Genomic DNA, 22068 nt, shown 5'->3' with positions numbered 1-22068 from the left:
CCGGACCTTATGTAGTGGTCCGTATTGCGTTTATGCCTTTGATCCGTCGCCTGAATTTGCCTGTTTTGGTCTGACGGTTGGGGCTATATTATTTCAGCGGATCACCGACCCGCATGATTTCCCACTCTAGCGTGATGCCGCTTGTTTCGTAAACCTTTTTTCTGACCTCTTCGCCCAGTCCCTCGAGGTCAGCGGCAGTCGCGTCACCGGTATTGATCAGGAAATTCGAGTGCTTGGGGCTCATTTGCGCGCCGCCTTTGGTAGCGCCGCGCATGCCCGCGTTGTCGATCACCTTCCACGCCTTGAGGTCGTGCACATCATCTTCGCGCCCGGTCGAGGAAAACCCAGCCGGGTTGCGGAAGGTCGAACCAGCGCTTCTGTCCTTGGTTGGCTGCGTTTCGTCGCGCTTCTTAAGCTGCGCTTCCATACGGGCGTGCAGCTCGGCCGGATTGCCCGAGGGGGCTTGGAAGGTGGCTGAAACCAGCACCGCACCTTCGGGCAGATCAGATTGACGGTAGCGGAAGTTGAGGTCATCGGGGCTGAGTTCGACAAGTTCGCCCTGCTGTGTGACGATGGTGGCTTTTTGCAGCACATCCGCCGTGTAGCTGCCATAGCAACCCGCGTTCATGCGCACCGCCCCGCCGATAGAGCCGGGGATCGTGCGCAGGAATGTCAGGTCAACGCCTGCATCCGCTGCCTTGCGCGCCACATGCGCATCCAGTGCCGCCGCGCCTGCTGTAACGGTATTTCCGTCGACTGAGATACCGTTGAACCCGCGCCCCAAACGGATCACCACGGCCCGCAGGCCGCCATCCCGTACAATTATGTTTGATCCGACACCCATGGGAAAAACCGGAACGTCCGCGGGCAGGTCGCGCAAAAAGGCCTGCAGGTCTTCGATATCAGCGGGCTGAAACAAATAATCAGCAGGTCCACCAACGCGAAGCCAAGTCAATTCATTGAGCGCACGCGCCTCGGTCAGGCGACCTCGGACCACGGGTAGATGGGTCATGCATTTGTCCTAGCTGACAGGCTGCGTCCGCCGACGCCCCCCATGATGACGGCAAACAGGAAAGGTAGGACACCACCTGTGAGCCAAACAAATGGGCCAAATGCATTTTCCTCTTCGCCTGCTTCAACACCAGCCAACATCACGATCAGCACCAATGCCACAGCCGAAGTCAAACCGATCAGCCAAAGCAGCGCTTTGATACCGATCCAGCGTCCGGCAACAAAACCAGATACGGCGCCGAAGATGAGAGAGATCAATGGCAGATAAGCAAAGGTGGCAATGTCGACCATGGGGGCCTCCTGATATGGTCGGTTACTTGTTGACCGCCTTCATGCCCTGCAATTTCGCCTTTGTCCAACGGGTCAGGTATATCACCGGCCAGCGCAAGATCGACATACCCGCAGCCAGCACCATAAGCCCGATCCAGGGACCGCTTTCATAGGTGACATAACCAAGAATTGGAATTCCTACGGTGATCAAGAAATATGCCCGTTTCCAGTGATTGTCTTTGCTTGGAAGCATTGCCAATATATTGGCAACAACGCCCCAAAGACCGGCAAGCGCAAGCGACCAATTCACTCTGACACCTCTTTATCCGTCCATTCACGCCAGTAATAGCGGATCGGATTACGAAACATCGAAGCAAAGGCGGCGAAAGCCAATACCCCAATGAACCATCCATAATCATGTCCAAGCCAAAAAATCAGTACGGGTGCGCTAACCAGTAGCAATATGCCCGGTGGAAATTGCAGACGCATCGGTAGCATTGCGACGATGGTTGAGGCAAAAACCCAGGCGCAGGCGATGATGAGCGAAAGCGACACGAGCCTAACTCGCCTTCGCAATCAATTGGTCAGGCAACCCATTGGCCCAGGCGCTGATGGTCCCGGCGCCGAGGCATACAACCATATCCCCCGGTCGGGCCTGTTCGCGGACGAGCCGCACGAGGTCACTTTCATCCAGGATGGCCCGCGCATGGCGGTGGCCATGACGAATAAGCCCTTCGACCAGTGCGTCGCGGTCGGCCCCTTCGATCGGGTCTTCGCCCGCCGCAAAGACCTCGGCGATGGCGACCACATCGGCATCGTTAAAACATGTGCAGAAATCATCAAACAGGTCAGACAATCGCGAATAGCGGTGCGGCTGATGGACGGCGATGACGCGCCCCTCGGTAGCTTGGCGCGCAGCCTTGAGGACAGCTGCGATTTCTACTGGATGGTGACCATAATCGTCGATGATGGTGACACCATTGATCTCTCCGACCTTGGTGAAGCGGCGGTTTACACCACCGAAATTGGCCAGCGCATCGCGAATTTCCGAAGCTTTCATCCCCAGATGACGGGCAACAGCCACTGCGGACAGAGCATTCGATACGTTATGATCGCCTGGCATCGGCAGGGTACAACCCTCGATCACCTTGTCTTCGTAGCTCAAATGGATGTCGAAATGGGCAACGCCACCTTCATAGGTCAAGTTCTCGGCCCGTACATCGGCCTGTGCGTTGAAACCGTAAGTGCGCACTCGACGGTCCGAGATGCGGCCGACCAAAGCTTGCACCTCTGCATGATCTGTGCAGCACACGGCCAGACCGTAGAACGGCAGGTTCGAGACGAATTCGTAAAACCCGTCGCGCAGTTGGTCGAAATCGCCCCAGTGCTCCATATGCTCGGGGTCGATATTGGTGACGATGGCGATGGTTGCAGGCAAGCGATTGAACGAGCCGTCGCTCTCATCCGCCTCAACCACCATCCATTCACCCTGCCCCATACGCGCGTTGCTGCCATAGGCGTGGATGATGCCACCATTGATGACGGTGGGATCGAAATCGCCCGCGACCATCAGTTCAGCCATCATCGTAGTCGTGGTCGTTTTTCCGTGGGTTCCGGCGATGGCAATATTCGAGCGCAGCCGCATGAGTTCGGCCAGCATGTCGGCGCGGCGCACCACCGGTAGGCCCTGCGCGCGCGCCTCATCCAGTTCCGGGTTGCCTGGTTTGATCGCGGTCGAGACGACGACCACTGCGGCGTTCTGCAGGTTCTCGGCACGCTGGCCTTCGAAAATCTCAGCACCCAGCCCAGCTAGTCGGTCAGTAATCTTCGAGGTTTTCAGATCCGAACCTTGCACCCGGTAGCCAAGGTTCAAAAGCACCTCGGCGATGCCCGACATCCCGATCCCGCCGATGCCCACGAAGTGGATCGGCCCAACGTCCTGCGGCAGTTTGGTTGCTGGATTCATGAGGTCTCCTTCTGCGCCAGTTGCTCGACAAGGGCAACCAGACGCTCGGTCGCGTCCGGGGCCCCGACCGATAGCGCGGCATGGGCCATTTGCTGTGCGGCTTCGGGGTTGGTGAGAACCGTGGTCATCTGCTCTGTCAGCGCGGGAACGTCAAGGGCGTTTTCGGGGATCATGATCGCCCCACCCGCCTGAACCAACCCGCGCGCATTGGCGGTTTGGTGGTCACCAGCGGCGGTTGCAAGCGGGATCAATATCGATGGACGGCCAATCACCGAGATGTCGGCTATGCTGGAGGCACCCGACCGACTGACAACCAGCTGCGCATCAGACATGCGACGCGGCACATCGTCAAAAAATGACTGCACATCGGCGCGGATGCCGTGATCGGAGTAAAAGGCTTTGACCCGCTCGCTATCCTCGTCGCGGGCTTGATGCGAGACGCGAATATGGTCGCGCACGGCTTCGGGCAACGCCGCAATCGCGCCGGGGACAACATCGCTGAGAATACGCGCACCCTGCGAGCCACCCATTACAAGCACCGACATCGGGTAATCTCCGGGCGGAATAAAGGGCGCCCCTTCGCGTTCCAGTACTGCGCCGCGCACCGGGTTGCCGGTGTGGATACCGTTGGCCCCGTCCGGCAGATCGGTGGGCCAGACACCGCAGGCCACCTGTGCGACCCGAGTTGCAAACACTTTATTCACGCGACCCAGAACGCCGTTCTGTTCATGGATCATACGCGGGATTTTCAACAGCGTCGCCGCGCCCAGCGCCGGGATCGACGGATAGCCTCCAAATCCCACCACAACGTCCGGCTTGTCGCGCATCATCTGCGCCGAAATACCGGTCACACCAGCAGCAATCTTGGGCCCGACCAGCACTTTGGCGGCCAGACCCCCGCGGGCAAAGGTTGCCGAGGATGCCTCGACAATTTCAACACCTTCGGGGAACGCACCGGTATAGCGCGCGCCTCGCGGATCGGTGGACAAGCGCACACGCCAGCCTTTGGCCAGCATCGCTTCTGCCAATGCCTGCGCCGGGAACATGTGTCCTCCGGTGCCGCCTGCTGCGATCAGAAGATACGGCATCATCCTCGCCCGCGCAAAATATCACCCAACTCGCCTTGCGGGCGGGTTCGGGTGAAGGCCAGCAACATGCCAACCGCGATGCCGCCTGCGATCAGTGACGAGCCGCCATAGCTGACGAAAGGCAACGTCATGCCTTTTGCAGGCAACAGACGTACAGCAACGCCCATGTTGATCATCGCCTGTACACCGAACATGCAGGCCAGCCCGGTACCCGCCAGGCGAATGAACATGTCGCGTTCGCGCATCAGTCGCAGCAGCGAACGCACGACGATCAACGAATAGAGTGCGATGATGATCAGAACGAGGATCAGACCATACTCCTCTGCCGCCACTGCGATGATGAAATCAGTATGCGCGTCAGGCAGCGACCATTTCACCTGTCCCTCGCCCACGCCAACACCGAACAACCCACCCTCGCGAATTGCGTTCGTCGCGTAGCCAAGCTGAGTGGTCGGGTCGAGTTCCTGATTTAGAAAACCGTCGATACGGCGCGCAAAGTGCTCTGAGTTGGAATAGGCAAACATTCCGCCCAAAACCACGGCCCCCGCCATGCCAACCAACAGCAACATCGGAGCGCCCGCCACGAAATACATCACCCCCCAACCAAAGAGGATCAGGCAGGCCTGTCCGAAATCTGGTTGCATCACCAGCATCGCAACAATCGCCATACACAGCGCAAAGGACCATAACCGCCCCGGAGGGCCATTGATTTCCTGCGAAGCGGCCAACAGCCATGCAGCCATAACGACAAAGCCGGGTTTGAGGAATTCTGATGGCTGCAGCGAGGCAAAGCCCAGCGAATACCAGCGCACTGCGCCTTTGCCAAAATCCGTGCCAAAGATCGGCAGGAAGGCGAGCGCCACGAACGAGACCAGAAAGCCCAAGATCGCCAGACGCCGCACCAGCGTGGGTGACATCATCGAGGTCAGAAGCATCGCAACCAGCGCGAGCCCTCCGAACAGCGCCTGCCGCTCGACATAGTGGAAGGGATCAAATCCGTTGCGCCCCGCGAGCGGCGGCGAAGAAGCCAACCCAAGCAGAAGACCTATGACAAACAGGATCAAAACGCAGGACATCGTCCAGCGGTCAATCGTCCGCCACCACTTCGGTAGAATCGGTTCTCCGCGCTGGTCCTGGACCGCGCCATACACCATCTCAGTCATGAGATCCCGCCACTATCTGCCTCGTCAACGTCCCGTTTTCGGGATCTGTTCGGGAGTTTACAGTGATTTTTGTTTTCAGACCAGAGGAATGACGAAATAGATTTTCAAAACACTTTTCCCGACAAGACGACATCATTGTCAAAGCCCGCGCCGCACGCTGGGACCATCTGTCAGGACAACAACGGCTTGTCGTTTTTCACGTGACGCTGGATCAGAGATTGCATCTTCCGACCCTGTTGCGGCACAAGGCGTGCCACCTGAGGCTCGTAGTCTTTGGCGACAATTTCGGGAAACAACTCGGTGATTTCCGCCAGGGCGTCTTTCCCAACGCTTTTTAGTGCTTCGGGCCCGGCTAACAGGCTTTCCGATGGTGCGCCTTCTGCGAAGACCACCTCGTGCCTGTCAAAGAGGATGTGAACATATGTTACGCTCTGCGCCTCCTCATCCACCGAAACCCCCGGCAGGCCCATAAGTTTAATCGCTGGAATCAGGATCTCGTGACTGGAAAACATACGTTCAGCAATGGCTGAGCGCAGCAGCATCCGATGTTGCGGAGAAACGCGTAATGTGCGTTCGGGTAGACCTTCGCCCAACGCACCCTTGGCAATTCTGACGGGGCGCAACTTGGGTTTAATATTCAGGTCAATACTGTCCAGAGTGCGCCTTCCGATCCAACGGATAGCCTGAGGTCCATTGTCGAGTGTCAGAACAAAATCACCTGTTTCGAGGGTTTCAACCGGTCTCGGGCCAGACGGGGTATCGATCTTAGTCCCCAAAGTGAAACATGGTACAACGGTATCTACATCAATGCTGGGTCCATTATCGACGATCGCCGTGATCGTCAGCGTCGTATTTAATGGCGGAATAGACCCTCCGATAAATGCCATGAAATATCCGTCTTCGCTGTCAACTCCGATCGAGTCACCATCGCCGTTGATATCATAGTCAAACAGGCCGATCTGGTAGGTGTTGGTGCCATCTGTCACCGTAACCGTAAAATCCCAGAATATGATCTCACCGTTGTAAGTCTGCGTCGGATCGTTCGAGACTTCGTTGGAAATGCTGTCACCGCTGTAAATCGTACCGTCGGCACCATCTTCGACGGTGATTTGATCATATGCAAAAATCTGGAAAGTTGAGCCCACGACGGTTGTTGAAGCGCCTGCGTCTGACAACGTTGTGTCGCTGCGAAACGCACCGTAGATATTTGTCGACATCGGGCGTAACTCCACAACATTTCAAAACACGCGCACATATCAAGTATATGTGCCATTTTTGCTAGAGCCTGGTTTACGATGGGTCAAGCTGAGCTCGCGGGATATTTCACCCCTGTGGCGCGTGCGCACTGCTCCAATACTGGACCATAAGGCTTGTAGAACAAGATCAATCCGCCTCACTTTGACGCGCGTGGTCCGGTGGCCCTTGCCATCTGGCGGATAACAGGCCAATGGCCATACATGAATTACGATACAATCATCCTTGGTGCCGGGGCGGCTGGCATGATGTGCGCGACCCATTGCGGCGGACGCGCGCTGGTGATCGATCACGCAAAAGCGCCCGGCGAAAAGATCCGTATATCCGGCGGCGGGCGGTGCAATTTCACGAATTTGCATGCGGGGCCAGGAAATTTCCTGTCGCAAAACCCCCATTTTAGCAAATCGGCTTTGGCGCGGTACACACAATGGGATTTCATCGATCTGGTAGAACGTCACCACATTGCCTGGCATGAGAAGACTCTGGGGCAGTTGTTTTGTGAAGGCTCGTCAAAACAGATTATACAAATGTTGCTGGACGAAATGGCGCGTGTCGGGGCCGAGCTGTGGGTACAGACTACCCTCCACTCGCTGCGCAAGACCGAGAGCGGGTTTTCGCTGGAGGTCGAGCGAGAAGGCAATCGCCTTTCCCTGACATGCCGCAATCTGGTTTTGGCCACGGGCGGCAAGTCGATCCCCAAGATGGGTGCAACAGGGTTGGCCTACGACATTGCGCGTCAATTCGGGCTAAAGGTGACCGAAACCCGGGCAGCGCTGGTGCCATTCACCTTTTCTGATGGACGGTTCAAAGACCTATCCGGTGTCTCGCTGCCCGTGCAGCTGTCAAATCAACGCACCAGTTTCGATGAGGCCCTACTGTTCACCCATCGCGGGCTGAGCGGCCCTTCTGTACTGCAACTATCTTCGTATTGGAGCGAGGGCGAGGTCATTCGGGTGAATCTGATCCCGGATCTAGGGCTGTTCGAGCTGTTGCGGGATCAGCGGCAGGCGGGTGGACGCAAGGCGCTGACCACAGAGCTTGCACGCCATTTACCTTCGCGTCTGGTGGACTACCTCAAGCACCATTTCCAGATGCAAGGCAATCTGGCGGATCAATCCGATGCTGCGCTGACCGATTTGGTCGCGGCTCTGTCGGACTGGCACCTCACCCCTGCTGGCACTGAAGGTTATCGCACGGCCGAGGTAACGCTCGGTGGAATCGATACTCAAGGGTTGTCGTCCAAAACGATGGAGGCCAGGGAAGTCCCCGGCCTCTATGCTATTGGTGAAGCGGTGGATGTCACCGGTTGGCTGGGTGGCTACAACTTCCAATGGGCGTGGTCTTCGGGTCACGCTGCAGGAAGTGCCATCGCAGGCTGTTAACCAACGACGTTATAGCCTCGTCCGCGCATGCAATTGCGCACCAGCACTTCTTTGTTCTGGTTCTTGTTGATCACGTCCGCGCCTGCCCCAACCAGAGCGCCGGCAACGGCTGCGCGACCCAGATTGTCGCTGCTGTCCTGAACGATGCCCGTTACGGCAGCTGCGCCTACCGCGCCGATGGCCGCATTGCCAGCGGTGGACCCATCAACGCTGGCCTGTGAGGCCGCCAGTTGCTGGCATTGCTGCAGATCGACATTGTAGTTCGGGCCTACAGGACCATCGATCACGGGCTGATAGTTGGCACCGGTATTGGTGCATGCCCCCGCCACAAGCAAAGCGGGAACGATCAATAGAAACTTACGGTTTGGCATTTTCATAACCTCGTGTTGAATTTCCTGAAGGCAAAAACCAATGCAGATTGCGCGTCAAGCAGATAGGCGCTCAGCTTCGCCGAACCGGCAAACAATTGCAAACGCCTTGCTTTCAGAGGCGTTTTTTCACCTCGGCGGTGAAGTCATCACCGCGCTGTTCGAAATTGTCATATTGGTCGAAACTGGCCGCTGCAGGGGCCAACAAGACCACCTCGCCCGGCTGCGCGTCTGCCATGGCCTGTTCAACAGCGGCAGCCATAGTGGTGCAAACCTGAGCATCCGCAGTTAGCTGCATGGCAAAACCCGCAGCTTCGCGTCCAATGACATAGGCCTTGATCACGTGACCTTCGGCCCCGTTCAGCGCCTCAAGCCCACCCTCTTTCTCAAGCCCGCCACAGATCCAGCGAACCTTTTTGAAGGCGCTCAGCGCTTTCAAGGCGCTGTCCACATTGGTGGCCTTAGAGTCGTTCACGAAGGTTACCCCATCCGCTTCGGCAATGATTTGACTGCGATGCGGCAGACCAGGAAAACTATGCAGCGCGTCTTCGATCACGCGGGGGGCCAAGCCCAGAGAACGGCAGGCAGCATAGGCAGCACAAGCGTTCTGGTGGTTATGCGCGCCTGGCAAGCCCTTGATGTCGCGCAGATCAATTGATCCCGTCTGACGTCCCTTGCGGTATTCAGACAAGTATCCCTTGCGTGCAAAAACCTGCCAGCCCGGTCCAGTCAGTTTACGCGCAACCGAAATGCGGATCACCCTATCATCAGACGGCCCCTCGGCCAGCTGACCAGCCAAAAACGCGCCTTCAGCCTCATCGATCCCGATCACGGCGCGATCCGGCCCGCCTTCGGCAAAGAGGCGGCGTTTGGCTGCGAAATAGCCACCCTTACCTCCATGCCGGTCAAGATGATCAGGTGAGAGATTGGTGAAAACCGCCACATCTGGCGTCAGGGCGCGGGCCAGTTCAGTTTGATAACTGGACAGCTCTAACACCACCACCGAGCCATCACCGCCCGGATCGATATCCAGAACACCGCGCCCAATATTGCCGGCCAACTGCGAGTCGCGCCCGGCCTCGGTCAGGATATGGTGGATCAGGGCTGCAGTGGTTGATTTGCCGTTCGATCCCGTCACTGCAATGACACGCGGCGGGGTGTCATAGTTGTGCCATTCAGGCCCGGCGAAGGAGCGAAAGAACAAACCAATATCATTGTCTACCGAGACGCCAGCATCCGTTGCAGCAGCCACCACCGGATTGGGCGTGGGATAAAGATGCGGAATACCAGGTGAAACAATCAGGGTAGCAATATTTTCGAACGCTCCATGTCGGCGCAGATCAGAGCAGACCAGCCCCTCTCCTTCAGCCGCCTCACGCGCGGCCGGATTGTCATCCCAGCACACCGGTTGGGCGCCGCCCGCCTGCAATGCACGAGCCGTGGCCAAACCAGACCGCCCTAGCCCCAGAACCGCAACTTTTTTCCCTGAAAACCCTTTGACCGGGATCATCTGCTGTCCACCTTCATCGCATAGAAATTTGCGCCACACTGCACCGAAGGATTTCCCAAAGGCAAGGGGGGCGCTCAGGCTCGCGCGGCAGCGCGAGCCGGGCCCAACGGGTGGCAGGCGGGCCACAGGCCCTCCGAACCCGGCGGGAGTCCTACCGCACTTTCAACGTCGCCAGACCAATCATCGCCAGGATCAGCGAGATGATCCAGAAGCGGATCACAATCGTCGGCTCAGCCCAGCCCTTTTTCTCATAGTGATGATGGATTGGGGCCATCAGGAATACACGTTTACCAGTGCGCTTGTAGTAAAGCACTTGAATGATCACGCTCAGCGCTTCGACCACGAATAGGCCACCCACAATGGCCAACACCAGTTCGTGCTTGGTTGCAACAGCGATTGCGCCAAGTGCACCGCCCAGAGCCAACGATCCTGTATCCCCCATGAACACTGCTGCCGGAGGGGCGTTGTACCATAAGAAGCCAAGCCCCGCTCCAAAAAGCGCTGAAGTGAATATGAAGATTTCTCCGGTGCCGGGCACATAATGCACGTCAAGGTATTCGGTGAAGTCGACCCGCCCCACCGCATAGGCAATCACGCCCAGCGTCGAGGCGGCGATCATCGCGGGCATGATGGCCAACCCGTCCAATCCATCGGTCAGATTTACCGCATTGGCAGCCCCGACGATCACAATGACCGCGAATGGGATATAAAATAGGCCCAGATTGATCAGCGTATCCTTGAACACCGGCATAGCCAGTTGATTTTGCAAATCGGCAGGATGGTGCAATCCAGCCCAAAAAGACGCCAAAACCGCAATCAGAACTCCCAAAGCCAAACGCATCTTGCTCGAAACGCCTTTGGTATTCTGTTTTGATACTTTGGCGTAGTCGTCAGCGAATCCAATGGCCGCATAAGACAGTGTTACGAAAAGTACCATCCACACATAGGGATTGTCCCAACGCGCCCAGACCAGCGTTGAAGTTACCAGTGCGCCAACAATCAAAAGGCCACCCATAGTAGGGGTTCCGGCTTTGGACAGGTGCGCTTCGGGGCCATCATCCCGGATTGGCTGGCCCTTGCCCTGCTTGCGACGCAGTACGTTAATCAGAGGTTTTCCGAAGAGAAATCCAAAGATCAGTGCCGTCAGAAAGGCTCCGCCTGCCCGGAACGTAATGTAGCGAAAGAGGTTCCAGAAATCCCCTCCGTCCGACAGGGCGGTCAACCAATAGAGCATACCAAAACCTTTCTCACACGGGCATCACGGGCGCTTACGGCTCAAGCGCGCCCCCTTGCCCCATTTTCCGCAGACCGTCAACAATCTGTGCCAATGCCATGCTGAGCGAACCCTTTGCCAGCACCGCATCGCCGTTACGGATCAACTCGGGCAGTTGCCCGACCATCTCGGCGCTGGTCTCAGTCCAAAGCCCACGCTTGCCCTCCGGCAAGGCCTGATGCAGCGCCTGCATCAGTGGACCGATGCAGTGAACCTGATCGACCTGAGCCATCGCGGCCACATCGGCCATGGCCGCGTGCATCGCGTGTTCCTGCGCACCCAGCTCTTTCATGTCACCCAGAAACGCGATCTTGCGGTTGCCTTGCGACGCGGCCAGCACGTCCAGCGCGGCCTCCATCGAGGTTGGATTGGCGTTGTAACTGTCATCCAGCAGCTCGATCTGATCGCCGCCAGGCAGCGCGATAAGCTCACGCACCCCACGCCCTTTGACCGGGGACCAGCGGCGCAAGCCAGCAACGGCCTGATCCAGATCGACGCCCAGCTCGACACAAGCCGCCAGAGCGCCCAGCGCGTTCATGGCAAAATGCGTACCTGCCGATTGGACGTTGAACGAGATAGTGTTTTCGCCAACCTTACCCTGCGCCTGAAGGCTGTTGGCGCCCCGCTCCACCTCGGTCAGAGCGTAATCTTGGGCCGTTCGACCAAAATCGACAATCTTCGCGCCCAGCGCCTGCGCACAGCTGCGCAGGATGTCGGCGTGTTCGATATCGGCGTTCACGATAGCGGCCCCACCCTTGGTCAGACCGTCGAAAATCGCGGCCTTCTCATGGGCGATCCCCGCGACCGAATCGAACGCTTCGAGATGCACCGCCGCCACCGTCGTCACCAGCCCCACATGCGGCTGCGCCTGACGCGCCAGTGGGGCGATTTCGCCCGGGTGGTTCATGCCGATCTCGATCACGGCAAACTCGGCGTCACTGGGCATCCGCGCCAGTGTCAGCGGGACACCCCAATGGTTGTTGTAGCTGGCGACGCTGGCATGGGTTTTCCCTTGCGTTTCCAATATGCTGGCCAGCATTTCTTTGGTCGAGGTTTTGCCGACACTGCCGGTCACACCCACCACGCGCGCCGCCGTCCGGGCACGGGCCGCTTGCCCCAAAGCTTCCAGCCCGGTTTGCACGTCATCAACGATCAAGAGCGGCGCATCTTCGGATACGCCTTCGGGAATGCGGGATACCAGCGCGGCACCTGCCCCTTTCTCCAGCGCTTGCGCGACGAAATCATGGCCATCGCGGGCAGCTTTGAGCGCGACGAACAGGTCTCCGGGTTCCAAGGTGCGGGTGTCGATCGAGACCCCACTCACCTGCCAATCGGTGGTGGCGTGTCCATCGGTGGCCTCGGCGGCCTCGGCTGCGGTCCAGAGCGTCATGCGACCCTCCCGTCCAACGCGGCGACCGAGATACTGGCCTGTTCCACGTCATCAAAGGGCAGAACCTGATCGCCAACGATCTGGCCGGTTTCGTGGCCTTTGCCCGCGATCAACAGGGCGTCACCCGGTTGCAGCGCGTCGATGCCACGCAGGATCGCTTCGGCCCGATCGCCGACTTCAGTCGCTTCAGGCGCACCCAACATGACAGCGGCACGGATGATCGCCGGGTCTTCGCTGCGGGGGTTATCGTCGGTAACGAAGACCAGATCTGCATTCTCTGTGGCCGCCTGCCCCATGAGAGGGCGTTTAGTGGCATCCCGATCCCCACCTGCGCCAACAATTGCGATCAGACGACCCATCACATGAGGGCGCATCGCTTTCAGCGCTGTAGCAACCGCATCCGGCGTATGCGCGTAATCGACAAACACCGCCGCGCCGTTGTTGCGGGTGGCGGCCAGTTGCATTCGGCCCCGAACCGTTGTCAGATGCGGCAGGATTTCGAAAACGCGGTCGGGGTCCTCTCCTGCCGCGATAACCAGACCGCAGGCCAGCAGGACGTTTTCAGCTTGAAATCCGCCGATCAGGTTCAAACGGGTTTGATAGGTCTTGCCTTTCCACGAAAAACGCAGGTCCTGTCCAGTCCCGTCAAAGCGTTGATTTAGCAGGCAAAGATCAGAGCCTTCAGGCCCAACGGTGATAATGCTTTGCCCCCGCGCCTCAGCGATCTTGCGCATCTCGACGCCCTTCGGATCGCCAAGGTTTATCACCGCGACCCCGTCCTCGGGCAACACACGGTCAAACAGACCGGCCTTAGCGGCGAAATAGGCCTCGAACGTATCGTGATAGTCCAGATGGTCTTGTGTGAAATTCGAGAACCCGGCGGCGGCCAAATGCACACCATCCAGACGACGTTGTTCAAGGCCGTGAGATGAGGCCTCCATCGCCGCGTGGGTCACACCATTCTCGGCGGCCTCGGCCAGACAGCGGTGCAGTGTGATTGGTTCGGGCGTGGTATGTGCCAAAGGCGCGGTCCATGCGCCCTCAACCCCGGTGGTGCCCAGGTTGACGGCGGCGAGGTCCAGCTCGGACCAGATTTGACGGACGAAGCTGGCCACGGATGTTTTACCGTTAGTGCCAGTGACCGCCACGATAGTTTGCGGTTGCGCACCGAACCACAGCGCCGCCACCCCGGCCAATGCCTGGCGTGGATCTTCGGTCACGATCAGCGCAGCGTCCGATGCGGCCAGTTCTTTGGCAGCGAGATCAGCCCCTTCTGCGTCTGTGAGAATGGCGGCTGCCCCCATACGCAGGGCGTATTGGATAAACTCTCCGCCATGAACGCGAGTGCCGGGAAGGGCAGCAAAGAGGAAGCCGTCTTTCACCTCACGGCTGTCGACGGCCAGTCCGGTGATGTCGGGATTCGCCCCGCCCCGCGCGGTCAGGGCCAGTTGGCTAAGTTTCTTTGACCGATTGCCCATGACCCACCTCTTGTCCGACGGCCTAATTTGAGGTCAGCGTTATAGCAGCGCGCGCCTCAGGCTCAAGCCGGGGTCTGAGCCCCAAGAGCGGTGCCACGCGCCCGATCAATTCAGCGGCAACCGGAACAGCTGTCCAGCCTGCGGTGCGGCGCTTTTCGCCATAGGCGACAATCGAGGGCTCATCCAGCGTGACGATCAGCACATATTTCGGATCATAAGCCGGGAAGATAGTGGCGAAAGTGGCGATAACCTTGTCGTCATAATACCCACCGCGTGGCTTGGGCTTGTCGGCAGTGCCGGTCTTGCCGGCTACGTCATAACCTTTGACATCCCCAAAGCTGGCGGTGCCATCCGTGACCACTTTGCGCAGCATGTTCTGCGCTTGTTTGGCCGTGTTTTCGGACATCACGCGTGGGCCGTATTGCGGACCATTGCGGCGCAGGATGGTCGGGCTGACATAGTGCCCGCCATTGGCAATCGCAGCGTACCCAGCGGCCAGATGCATTGGGCTGGTCGACAAGCCGTGGCCATAGGAGATGGTCACAGTGCTCAATTCGCCCCATTTCTTGGGCTTGAGAGGCTGACCGCCTTTGGCTTCGACGATTTCAAATGGGGTTGGGTCGAACATTCCCAATGCGTTCAGGAAGTCCTGCTGCCGCTTGGCCCCAATTTGCAAGGCCAAGCGACCGGTGCCCCGGTTTGAGCTATGGACGATCACATCGGCCACGCTGATCTCGCCATAGTTCTTGCCGTTGAATTCGCCGATCGGGAAACGCCCGATTTTCATCGGGCCGGATGTGTCGATGATCGTGTTGGAATTGACCAGCCCCAACTGAACGGCCTGTGCGGCGGTGAAGATTTTGAAGACTGAGCCCAACTCATACACACCCTGCACATAGCGGTTAAACAACGGGCTGTCCGAGGGGTCAAAGCCCGACGTCGGTGGGCGTGGACGATCATTGGGGTCGAATGACGGCAGTGAAGCCGCCGAGACAACCTCACCCGTATGGGCGTTCATCAGTACCGCCGATGCCCCCTTGGCATTCATGATCTTCATGCCACCATAGAGCACCTGTTCAACGGCTGCCTGAACGGTCAGGTCCAGCGACAGTTGCAGGGGTTTGTTGCCATTGGCCGGATCGCGCAGATAATCGTCGAATTGTTTTTCGACGCCCGCAACGCCGATCACTTCAGCTGCGCTGACACCTTCACGACCAAATCCCGAGCCACCCAGAATGTGCGCCGCCAGTCGGCCATTGGGATATAGCCGCATTTCACGTGGTCCGAACAGGATACCTGGATCTCCAATGTCATGCACGGCCTGCTTCTGCTCGGGCGAGATGCGTTTCTTGATCCACAGGAATTTGCGTTTGCCGGTGAAGTCCTTGACCAGCCTCTCTTTTTCGAGATCGGGAAAAATCGCCACCAATTGATCCGCGGCGGCAATCGGGTCAATCATCAGCGGCGGCTGGGCGTAGACGGAATAGGTGTCGAGATTGGTCGCGAGAATGCGTCCCTCGCGATCAACGATGTTCGCGCGTTGCATCGCGATGGTAGCACCCGGCGCACTGGCCAGCGGTTCCTGTGCTTCAGACGTGGCCAAAACTCCCATACGGAAACCCACCACCGAGAAAGCGCAGAAGAAGAACAGGCCCAATACCAGCAGGCGGCCTTCGGCGCGCGCACGGGCGCGGTCTTTCATGTCTTCGTGACGTTTGCGGATATTCTCCCGCTCGATCGTCTTCGGGTTCTCGCCCTTGGCGCGGGCATCGAGAATGCGGGCCAGAGGGCGGAGCGGTGTTCGGGTCATGGGAACTGCACCTCACCAAGTGCCTGCGTCTCGGCAATCGCCTGCAGTTCAAGCGGGTCGACTATGGGCAGGTCCGGATCTTCACCATAAGAAATCTGGTCCGCGCGGCCAAACTGTTCAGCGCGCAGTGGCAGCAGCCCGAGACGCTCGAAATTCAGGTCTGCTAGTTCACGTAGACGATCCGGCCGGTTCAGATAGGCCCATTCAGCGTTCAGCACCGCCAGTCGTGCCTGCGCCATACCGATTTGGCCCTGCAATGACTGAGTTTCCTTCACCACCTGTTGGGTGCGGTAGTTTTCCTGATAGGCCCAGAGCGCCAGCCCAAAGACAGAAAGGGCCGTCAACATATACAAAATACTCTTCATCTTGCCCTTCCCCCCAGTTCCGGCATCCCGATGGCCCGTGCCTCAATTTCACCCGCCGGAGCATCTGTACGAATGGCGACACGCAACTTAGCCGAGCGTGCGCGTGGATTTTCCCGCAGCTCCTGCTCATCCGGCCCCACAGCTTTCCGGGTTTTGAGGGTGAATTGCGGCTGTTCCTGCGCCATCTCGGGTGCATAGCGGTTCGCGCGGCCTGTCTTGCCCGCGCGCGATTGGAAGAACCGCTTGACCATCCGGTCCTCAATAGAATGGAAAGTGACCACAGCCAGTTGCCCGCCCGGCTTCAAAGCGCGTTCTGCTGCCATAAGACCTTGAAACAGCTCTTCATATTCCGCATTCACAGCAATCCGCAGTCCTTGAAAGCTGCGCGTCGCCGGGTGCGACTGACCGGGTTTCGGGCGCGGCAAGCAGGATTCGATAATCTCGACCAACCGCAAAGTCGTTGTGATCGGTTCATCGGTCCGTGCCTTCACGATGGCTTTGGCAATGCGACGGCTGGCGCGTTCTTCACCGAAATGAAACAGGATGTCGGCCAGTTGCGTCTCGGTTGCCGTATTGACCAGATCAGCGGCACTCTCACCCTCTTGGCTCATGCGCATGTCGAGCGGGCCGTCTTTCATGAAGGAGAAGCCACGTTCTGCCTGATCCAATTGCATTGAAGAAACGCCCAAGTCCAGCACGACGCCGTCCAGATTTTGCGCATAATCATCCATGCGCGAAAACACACCCTGCTGCATCACCAACCGATCACCGTATTCACTGGCCCAATCCGCGGCCATCTCAAAGGCCAGTGGATCGCGATCCACACCAATGACCTTCTCGGCCCCGACTTCGAGCAGACCGCGCGTGTATCCACCTGCACCAAAGGTTCCGTCCAGCCAAATGCCGGACACAGGCGCCACTGCAGCCAGCAACGGGCGTAGTAAAACAGGGATGTGAGGTTTGTCCGATGAGCTTTGAGCGCCGGCCATGCCGTCACCCGTCCCCAATGCCGTCGAGATACTGCATCGGATCGAAATCCTCTGGCAGATCGTCCAGCCATTCCTCGGTCGTGGCCAGTTCCTCGGCCTCGTATGTCTCGGGCTTCCAGATCTGAAAGGTATCACCAGCGGCGATAAAGAAAGCCTCGTTCTCAAGATCGATCTTGTTACGCAACTTGGCGGGCAGAACCAGACGGCCAGTTTCGTCCACATTGGTCGGAAAGGACTGACCGTGGAACATCCGCTGCAGCATCCGACGCTGCATCGAGCCACGCGGCAGCGCGTCGATCTTGGCATCTACCTCGTCGATCGCTTCCATCGTATAGCATTCAAGGTATTTGCGGCGGTGGTCGCCATAAACGATCACAAGCTCAGGATTGTCACCGGGCTGCCAGTTGGGATCGGACGCTTCAAGCACACGGCGAAACGAGGCCGGGATCGAGACCCTGCCCTTCGCATCCACCTTATGGTGGCTTTCACCTCTAAACCTGCGCGCCAAGACGACTGTCCCTTTCGCTTGCGCCCCACCTCAAAATTCACGTTCCCCCCGGATGAAAAACGGCGGGTTGATCTGCTGCCACTGATCAACCCGCCGCATTGACCCGCTTTGCGGGATGTCCAGCTGCGCGCGCCACCTGGGGGGATGTCTGCTCGCCCGCGCGCCGGATCTGTTGATTGATGAAAGCGAGATGCCTGTATGAAACCTGTTTTTGTATTTTTGGTTCGGGGTCGTTTGGTGCCCCTTAACTGTCCTCGCCCTCATCGGGTAAACAAGGGATGCCATGGGAAATCATGGAAATCAACAGGAATTTTGTAAGGAGAGAACTGATTCTGGCTTCAGAATAAGGTTAAAGCAATCGAAATCAGGGTTAAATGCACCATAAATTGTGATCTTTGTATCCGTCAACACCACATATGCGCAACCCAGCGTTAAAAAATTTTTTCCCACGAATTCCCACTAAAGCTCCTAATTGGCGATAAATCCGGTGCAAGCCCCCATGAAATCCAGCCAAACAGGACGAATCGCGATCGCTTAGGAGGCCATTCCCATAGTCGACCCATGCTTTCCCATGGCACCGTCACACCACGAGCTGGATCAGAGGCGAACAGCTCTACCCCCTCTTGATCTGACACAACATGCCCAAACAAATGCCAATCCCGCTTAAGAGATAAGCACCTTTAATCACGGCACCTGAACTGGCAAAAAGCCAACCGCATGCGAAAACCTATATTTTAAAGGCAATTATTGGGGTAGCCCGGTTTATCCCGACAATCCATGCGTTTGCTGCATAGCAGCATTGACGGCGCGAGCTATTGTGCAATCGCAGCATTTGCCTATCTTCAGTCTCAAGCAAGCGCCGGACGATGCCGGCAGCAACAAGAATGAACGGATGATGAAGATGGCAGTCGCAAGCACACAAACAGGTCTGAAAGGCGCTCCAGTATTTGGAGTCGCAGCACTGATTGAAACCGTAAAGACCCGCGTTGCGCGCTACCGCCTGTACCGCCAGACGGTAAACGAACTGTCGGCACTGTCGGATCGCGAGCTGGCCGATCTGGGCCTGCACCGTTCGATGATCCGTCGGCTGGCCCAGCAGGCCACCGAAGAGCAAATCGCGCAGTAAGCGCGACACAGATACTGAGATCAGGCCCATCCTCCTCCCTTTTGGGTCTGTAATCAGCGGCAACGTCTCTCCTCCTCCCTGACGTTGCCGCACCTAATACCGGCCCTGACTGCCGGAAGCCGATACATCGGGGCTCTCCTCCTCCCTGCCTCGATGTTGAAAGCGCGCGGCGACGCCTTACTCCTCCCTGACGTCGCCGCGTCTTCCCCATACCGGGATCAAACCCGGGTTCGGATACATCGGGGCTTCCTCCTCCCTGCCCTGATGTAGAAAAGAACGGCGGCTCCCCTCCTCCCTGGGAACCGCCGTTTTTCGTTTTTTGGCGCACAAGATGTAAGCTGCGGCCGTGAACGATTTTCAGGAGTGTCTCATGGCCGCCTATTTCATCGCCCAGATTTCCATTCATGACCCGGATGGATACCAGAAATACCTTGAAGGCTTCATGCCGATCTTTGACCGGCATGGCGGGCGCTTGCTGACCATATCCTCAAAGCCCGTCGAAGTGATCGAAGGCAGTTGGGCAGAAGACGGTATTGTCTTGATGGAGTTCCCAGACATGGCTGCCGCAAACGCGTGGAAGGACGATCCGGACTATGTTGAGCTGGCCAAGATCAGGCAACAAACAGCGACAGCGAATCTGGTGCTGGTCGAAGGGCTGTAAGCGTCAGAACGGCACGTCATCCTTCGCGGTCAGAAAGCGCGAGACGACCTTTTTCGTTCCGGCCTTGTCAAAATCGACCTCAACCTTGTCGCCCTCGATGCCAATCACTGCCCCATAACCGAACTTCTGGTGAAACACCCGCTCACCCAGAGTAAAGCTGGCGACCGCTGTGGCGTCGATCACGGTATTCCGGCTTTCTTTCGGTTGAGACATTCCATACTGTCCCTGCCGCGCCTGCATCCGTTTCCATCCCGGCGAGTTATAGACATTCGCCTCGGCCGCGCGGGTTTCGATACTGGCCGTGGTCTGACCACCACCATAGAGACCCGGAGGTGTCAGCACTTCCACATGATCTTCAGGCAGCTCATCGATAAACCGGGACGGCATCGAGTTCTGCCATTGTCCGAACACCCGTCGGTTGGCTGCAAAGGAAATCGTACAGACCTCTTCTGCCCGGGTGATGCCGACATAGGCCAGCCTCCGTTCTTCTTCGAGGCCTTTGAGACCGGATTCGTCCATCGAACGCTGCGAGGGGAATAACCCATCCTCCCAACCCGGTAGGAACACGGCGGGAAACTCAAGCCCCTTCGCCGCGTGCAGGGTCATGATCGAGACCTTGGCCCCGTCGCTGTCCTGTTCGTTGTCCATCACCAAACTGACATGCTCCAGAAACCCTTGCAGGTTCTCGAAATTGTCCAACTGATTGACCAGTTCTTTAAGGTTTTCCAACCGCCCCGGCGCCTCGGGTGTCTTTTCGTTCTGCCAATGGGCGGTATAGCCGGATTCGTCTAACACGATCTGTGCCAGTTCGATATGCGTGTGCTCGGGTTCGCCATAGCGGATCGGCGACACGCCGTCATCGATCACCGAGTCATCGTCCATCTCGATCCGGGGCCCGCGTGTCATGGCGTTCCACCGCGCCAGACCGTCGATCAATTCACGCAGTGCCTTGCCGCCCTTGCCCTTGATCAGGCCGTTATCGGCCGCGATCCGCGCGCCTTCGACCAGAGACACTCCGTTCTCGCGCGCCACCAACTGAATCGTCTGCTGCGCCTTGTCGCCGAGGCCGCGTTTGGGCGTGTTTACGATCCGCTCGAAGGCCAGATCATCCTCGGGGCTGACCACCAGCCGGAAATAGGCCATGGCATCGCGAATCTCCATCCGCTCATAGAACCGAGGGCCTCCGATCACTTTGTAAGGCAGACCGATGGTTAAAAACCGATCTTCAAACGCCCGCATCTGGTGCGAGGCGCGCACGAGGATCGCCATCTCATCGAGGTTCATCGGTCGCACGCCGCGCGTGCCACCCTGCATCGCGTCGATTTCCTCGCCGATCCAACGCGCCTCTTCCTCGCCATCCCAATGGCCAATCAGACGAACCTTTTCGCCCTCTGTTTCTACCGTCCAAAGCTCTTTGCCCAAGCGGCTTTCATTGCCACGAATGACGTTGGACGCAGCGGCCAGAATATGCGGGGTCGATCGGTAGTTTTGTTCAAGCCGAACTACAAATGCGCCGGGAAAATCCTTCTCAAACCGCAGGATGTTTCCCACCTCGGCACCGCGCCAGCCATAGATCGACTGATCGTCGTCACCGACGCAGCAGATATTCTTGCGTCCACCGGCCAGCAGGCGCAACCAGAGATATTGGGCGACGTTGGTGTCCTGATACTCGTCCACAAGGATGTAGCGGAAACAGCGCTGGTATTGCTCCAGCACATCCGGGTGGGTCTGGAAAATCGTGACCATGTGCAGCAGCAGGTCGCCGAAATCCACAGCGTTCAGCTCGCGCAGACGGGTCTGGTACTGGGCGTAAAGCTCGATGCCCTTCTGATTATAGGCTCCTGCATCTGCGGCAGGCACCTTGTCGGGCGTCAGAGCGCGGTTTTTCCAATCGTCGATGATTCCGGCTAGCATCCGCGCGGGCCAGCGTTTGTCGTCAATATTGGCGGCCTGCGTCAGCTGTTTCAGCAACCTCTTCTGATCATCCGTATCCAGAATGGTAAAGTTCGACTTCAGCCCGACCAATTCCGCATGGCGGCGCAGCAGTTTGACACAAATCGCATGAAACGTGCCCAACCAAGGCATTCCCTCGGCTGGTCGACCCAGCATACGGCCCACGCGCTCCTTCATCTCGCGCGCGGCCTTGTTGGTGAAGGTGACCGCCAGAATCTCATTCTCGCGCACGCGGTGGGTTCTAAGCAGATGAGTGATCCGCGCGGTCAGCGCTTTGGTCTTGCCTGTTCCCGCACCCGCCAGCATCAGCACCGGACCATCCAGCCGCTCAACAGCTTCGCGCTGCGCCGGGTTGAGATCATTGAGATACTCTGCCGAGGGCACAGGCATCGCCCGCGCCGACAGTGAGGCGCCCTCGAAGGCGTCCATTTCATCAAAACTGCTCATGGATTCAAACTACGCTGGATGCGCGCCAAGGGAAAGAGTTTGTTCACGCCTTGTTC

Annotated in this window: 21 protein-coding genes; 3 read left to right on the top strand and 18 right to left on the bottom strand. The window is 58.0% G+C overall.

The window, feature by feature from the left end:
• Positions 1-88 precede the first annotated feature (88 nt).
• The 8 genes from murB to ACR0IU_RS19875 all read right to left on the bottom strand — a co-directional run bounded on the left by murB (position 89) and on the right by ACR0IU_RS19875 (position 6715).
• Positions 89-1012 (bottom strand): UDP-N-acetylmuramate dehydrogenase, encoded by a 924-nt coding sequence (gene murB / locus ACR0IU_RS19910; RefSeq protein ID WP_480717457.1) that lies wholly within the window; start codon positions 1010-1012, stop codon positions 89-91.
• Positions 1009-1302, bottom strand: a complete 294-nt coding sequence (locus ACR0IU_RS19905; RefSeq protein ID WP_170543621.1) for a hypothetical protein — start codon at positions 1300-1302, stop codon at positions 1009-1011. The genes murB and ACR0IU_RS19905 overlap by 4 nt, the downstream gene beginning before the upstream one ends.
• A 22-nt stretch (positions 1303-1324) precedes the next feature.
• Positions 1325-1591, bottom strand: a complete 267-nt coding sequence (locus ACR0IU_RS19900; protein WP_480717456.1) for a DUF2484 family protein — start codon at positions 1589-1591, stop codon at positions 1325-1327.
• Positions 1588-1836, bottom strand: a complete 249-nt coding sequence (locus ACR0IU_RS19895; RefSeq protein WP_480717455.1) for a DUF2484 family protein — start codon at positions 1834-1836, stop codon at positions 1588-1590. The genes ACR0IU_RS19900 and ACR0IU_RS19895 overlap by 4 nt, the downstream gene beginning before the upstream one ends.
• Before the next feature lie 4 nt (positions 1837-1840).
• Positions 1841-3247: a UDP-N-acetylmuramate--L-alanine ligase gene (gene murC, locus ACR0IU_RS19890; RefSeq protein ID WP_480717454.1), complete on the bottom strand. Its 1407-nt coding sequence runs from the start codon at positions 3245-3247 to the stop codon at positions 1841-1843.
• A complete protein-coding gene (locus tag ACR0IU_RS19885) occupies positions 3244-4335 on the bottom strand; it encodes a UDP-N-acetylglucosamine--N-acetylmuramyl-(pentapeptide) pyrophosphoryl-undecaprenol N-acetylglucosamine transferase (RefSeq protein ID WP_480717453.1) in 1092 nt (363 codons plus the stop codon). Before ACR0IU_RS19885 ends, murC begins: the two co-directional genes overlap by 4 nt.
• Positions 4335-5498: a putative lipid II flippase FtsW gene (gene ftsW / locus ACR0IU_RS19880; RefSeq protein ID WP_480717452.1), complete on the bottom strand. Its 1164-nt coding sequence runs from the start codon at positions 5496-5498 to the stop codon at positions 4335-4337. Before ftsW ends, ACR0IU_RS19885 begins: the two co-directional genes overlap by 1 nt.
• A 170-nt stretch (positions 5499-5668) precedes the next feature.
• Positions 5669-6715 carry a Hint domain-containing protein gene (locus ACR0IU_RS19875; RefSeq protein WP_480717451.1) on the bottom strand — a complete coding sequence of 349 codons (1047 nt, stop codon included), beginning with the start codon at positions 6713-6715 and terminating at the stop codon, positions 5669-5671.
• Positions 6716-6955: 240 nt separating this feature from the next.
• Between ACR0IU_RS19875 and ACR0IU_RS19870 the strand changes: the two genes are divergently transcribed.
• The gene (locus ACR0IU_RS19870; protein ID WP_480717450.1) at positions 6956-8134 is read left to right on the top strand and encodes a BaiN/RdsA family NAD(P)/FAD-dependent oxidoreductase; all 1179 of its coding nucleotides are present in this window, start codon (positions 6956-6958) and stop codon (positions 8132-8134) included.
• Here the strand turns inward: ACR0IU_RS19870 and ACR0IU_RS19865 are convergent.
• The 9 genes from ACR0IU_RS19865 to mraZ form a co-directional block, all read right to left on the bottom strand.
• On the bottom strand, positions 8131-8505 hold the full coding sequence (locus ACR0IU_RS19865; RefSeq protein ID WP_259462652.1) for a glycine zipper family protein: 375 nt from the start codon (positions 8503-8505) through the stop codon (positions 8131-8133). The genes ACR0IU_RS19870 and ACR0IU_RS19865 overlap by 4 nt on opposite strands.
• Positions 8506-8617: 112 nt before the next feature.
• The gene (murD, locus tag ACR0IU_RS19860) at positions 8618-10012 is read right to left on the bottom strand and encodes a UDP-N-acetylmuramoyl-L-alanine--D-glutamate ligase (protein ID WP_480717481.1); all 1395 of its coding nucleotides are present in this window, start codon (positions 10010-10012) and stop codon (positions 8618-8620) included.
• A 151-nt stretch (positions 10013-10163) separates the two neighbouring features.
• Positions 10164-11246 carry a phospho-N-acetylmuramoyl-pentapeptide-transferase gene (gene mraY, locus ACR0IU_RS19855; protein ID WP_010442593.1) on the bottom strand — a complete coding sequence of 361 codons (1083 nt, stop codon included), beginning with the start codon at positions 11244-11246 and terminating at the stop codon, positions 10164-10166.
• Positions 11247-11280: 34 nt separating this feature from the next.
• Complete coding sequence (locus ACR0IU_RS19850; RefSeq protein WP_480717449.1) at positions 11281-12675, bottom strand: UDP-N-acetylmuramoyl-tripeptide--D-alanyl-D-alanine ligase; 1395 nt, start codon at positions 12673-12675, stop codon at positions 11281-11283.
• A complete protein-coding gene (locus ACR0IU_RS19845; protein WP_480717448.1) occupies positions 12672-14153 on the bottom strand; it encodes a UDP-N-acetylmuramoyl-L-alanyl-D-glutamate--2,6-diaminopimelate ligase in 1482 nt (493 codons plus the stop codon). Before ACR0IU_RS19845 ends, ACR0IU_RS19850 begins: the two co-directional genes overlap by 4 nt.
• A gap of 22 nt (positions 14154-14175) precedes the next feature.
• Positions 14176-15963, bottom strand: coding sequence for a peptidoglycan D,D-transpeptidase FtsI family protein (locus tag ACR0IU_RS19840; RefSeq protein ID WP_480456490.1), 1788 nt, complete (start codon positions 15961-15963; stop codon positions 14176-14178).
• Entirely contained in the window at positions 15960-16328 is a 369-nt protein-coding gene (gene ftsL / locus ACR0IU_RS19835) for a cell division protein FtsL (protein ID WP_170476976.1), read from the bottom strand. The genes ACR0IU_RS19840 and ftsL overlap by 4 nt, the downstream gene beginning before the upstream one ends.
• A complete protein-coding gene (gene rsmH / locus ACR0IU_RS19830) occupies positions 16325-17317 on the bottom strand; it encodes a 16S rRNA (cytosine(1402)-N(4))-methyltransferase RsmH (protein ID WP_480717447.1) in 993 nt (330 codons plus the stop codon). The genes ftsL and rsmH overlap by 4 nt, the downstream gene beginning before the upstream one ends.
• Before the next feature lie 4 nt (positions 17318-17321).
• Positions 17322-17825 carry a division/cell wall cluster transcriptional repressor MraZ gene (gene mraZ, locus ACR0IU_RS19825; RefSeq protein ID WP_170543605.1) on the bottom strand — a complete coding sequence of 168 codons (504 nt, stop codon included), beginning with the start codon at positions 17823-17825 and terminating at the stop codon, positions 17322-17324.
• A 901-nt stretch (positions 17826-18726) separates the two neighbouring features.
• Here mraZ and ACR0IU_RS19820 point away from each other — a divergent pair.
• Together ACR0IU_RS19820 and ACR0IU_RS19815 are read left to right on the top strand one after the other, a co-directional pair.
• Entirely contained in the window at positions 18727-18951 is a 225-nt protein-coding gene (locus tag ACR0IU_RS19820; RefSeq protein WP_170543603.1) for a DUF1127 domain-containing protein, read from the top strand.
• A gap of 370 nt (positions 18952-19321) precedes the next feature.
• Complete coding sequence (locus tag ACR0IU_RS19815; RefSeq protein ID WP_010442602.1) at positions 19322-19612, top strand: DUF1330 domain-containing protein; 291 nt, start codon at positions 19322-19324, stop codon at positions 19610-19612.
• A gap of 3 nt (positions 19613-19615) precedes the next feature.
• Here ACR0IU_RS19815 and ACR0IU_RS19810 read toward each other — a convergent pair whose 3' ends face one another.
• The gene (locus ACR0IU_RS19810) at positions 19616-22012 is read right to left on the bottom strand and encodes an ATP-dependent helicase (protein WP_480717446.1); all 2397 of its coding nucleotides are present in this window, start codon (positions 22010-22012) and stop codon (positions 19616-19618) included.
• Between the last annotated feature and the right edge of the window lie 56 nt (positions 22013-22068).

The organism is Ruegeria sp. CL5, assembly GCF_056536485.1.
This window is presented reverse-complemented; position numbering and strand designations above follow the sequence as displayed.